Source organism: Compostibacillus humi, from assembly GCF_014637175.1.
Classification (GTDB): domain Bacteria; phylum Bacillota; class Bacilli; order Bacillales; family Amphibacillaceae; genus Oceanobacillus; species Oceanobacillus humi.
Window position 1 is genome coordinate 1 of the sequence record NZ_BMEV01000135.1, and the last position, 2062, is coordinate 2062.

The window sequence follows — 2062 nt, forward strand, 5'->3', positions numbered from 1 at the left end:
TGTCTATTAGACCAATACGAGCTCTACCAAAGCCAATTAACCGAACTGGACCAAGAAATCACGGAAGTGATGAAAGACATCCCTGGCGCTAAGGAAATGATGAATATCAAAGGACTGGGACCAATCACGGTCGCCACGTTTTTCTCTGAAGTCGGGGATCTCGCAAAGTACAATCATCTGCAACAACTGGTAAACATGGCAGGCTTGTCATTAAGGGAACACAGTTCAGGAAAATTCAAAGGACAAACGAGAATAACGAAACGAGGGCGAAAGAAACTGAGGAAAGCTTTATATCTGGCGGTACGACCTTTGGTGGCAACGAACCCGACATTTAAGGCACTACACAGTTACTACACGACCCGCCCCGACAACCCTTTGAAAAAACAACAATCACTGATTGCTTTGTGTGGGAAACTCTTACGTGTACTGTTTGTGATCGGTAGGAAACAATGTGAATTTGATGGAAATAAACCCTTAAAAGGGTTACCTCAAATTGAAGATTTTCAGGCAGCTTAAGCAATTACGAAGTAAATTGAATCAATACACCTGTTTTTTTGAATGAACAAACACCAACAATGCAGAGTCGGAGCTTATTTTCACCATTCGGGCACTAGACCCAGCTTAGGAGCTTTTTCCGACCTCCACCTTGTGGATACGCAGGACGAAGGAATGTATGGATCAAAATCCCGTGATACATGGGAGGGTGAGCGACCATAAGTTGTGTGGAGAATAGGGCAAGGTCATATCTTTTTTTAACCAAATGTTCACAATTTGGCTGTTAGGATGGATTAAACCCCGTTTGAATATTCTGCACTCTTTGCATAAGCTCTGTCCACAAATACATTCAAAAAACGAAGTTTGAGCAATTCTAAGAAAACAGGAACATTTTGAAGAAAAACGAAGTATATAGAGGGAGGGATTGTAATGAAAACCATATTTGAAGAGATCGGGGAGAAGATTAACAGGTTTATTCAAGATAACAAAATGACCCAGCAAGAATTTGCGAATCTTATCGGTGTATCGAAACAGGTCATGAGCAAAATTATTAATGGACAAAAAGCTACCAACATTGAAGAAATACAAAAGATTGCTGATGTTATGAATATCACAGTCGATGAATTAATTAAGCGAGAATCAAAAACAAACGTCATTGAGGAGCCTATCCTTTTTATGATGAAAAAAACAAACGATGCAAAAACGCGACAACATCTTCAATATCTCGATTTTGTTATGGATGAAATGATCGAATTAGAAGAACTTGCACAAATGGTTAGGGGTGAAATGAGTGAATGAAATCCAATTTTTGCCGAAAAAAGACCAAGAGGATATAGAATCCAAAGCAAACAGGAAATTGGAAGAACTCCATTTGCACTCACGTATTCTAGGGCAACATGTCTTTAATATTGTAAAAAGAGAAGCAACCCTATTACAGTCGCCTTTTTCGGATAAAGAATTTTGTGCATTTGTCTGCCAAAAGAAAGGGCGATTATTTGTTTACATCAATAGTCAAATACCAGAAGAGAAACAGCATTTCGCTGCTGCACACGAATTGTATCATATTTGGTTTGATCAGGAATACCTGTATAATCCGGAAATGTTGAACAGCGGTACACTTGAAGATAAAACAGAAAATATGAGAGAATTGCGTGCAAATTTGTTCGCCGCCATGTTACTTGTACCTAAACATGTATTAGAGAAGGAATTGCTTTTCCTAAACATTTCAAAAAAATCCGTAACACCGTATCAAGTTGTTGAACTGTCAAATACGTTTCAAGTTCCCTATAAAACAATGGTCCGGAGACTTTATGAAATTGAATTTATCGATAAAAATTTAATGAAGCAACTTTGGGAAGAAAAAGATATACCGTTGATTCGAAAAAAACTGCAATTGGAGCAACATATCTTAAATCCGATTATACGATATGAAGGATTAGTTGAAAATGCTCTATTTTTTAAGTTTACCGATTTTCTTTGTTATACCTTCAATCCATTCGTATTTTTTAATCGAAGAAACTTGAATTTATATTTCTGTGTGGAAAAAGTTTATTTTTACCAACACAAA

At 37.2% G+C, this 2062-nt stretch carries 3 protein-coding genes; all 3 read left to right on the forward strand.

All coding sequences use genetic code 11. The annotated features are described in order from the left end of the window. Positions 1 to 516: transposase (locus IEV18_RS16845; protein WP_188393497.1), on the forward strand; the 516-nt coding region annotated here is incomplete at its 5' end. A gap of 408 nt (positions 517 to 924) precedes the next feature. Then, positions 925 to 1293: a helix-turn-helix domain-containing protein gene (locus IEV18_RS16850; RefSeq protein ID WP_188393498.1), complete on the forward strand. Its 369-nt coding sequence runs from the start codon at positions 925 to 927 to the stop codon at positions 1291 to 1293. Then, positions 1286 to 2062 (forward strand): ImmA/IrrE family metallo-endopeptidase (locus tag IEV18_RS16855; protein ID WP_188393499.1); only part of this gene is annotated, 777 nt, incomplete at its 3' end. The genes IEV18_RS16850 and IEV18_RS16855, both read left to right, overlap by 8 nt.

What these genes read in the sequence shown, in the direction of transcription:
- IEV18_RS16850 (WP_188393498.1), top strand. Translation starts at nt 925, where the DNA reads ATGAAAACCATATTTGAAGAGATCGGGGAGAAGATTAACAGGTTTATT.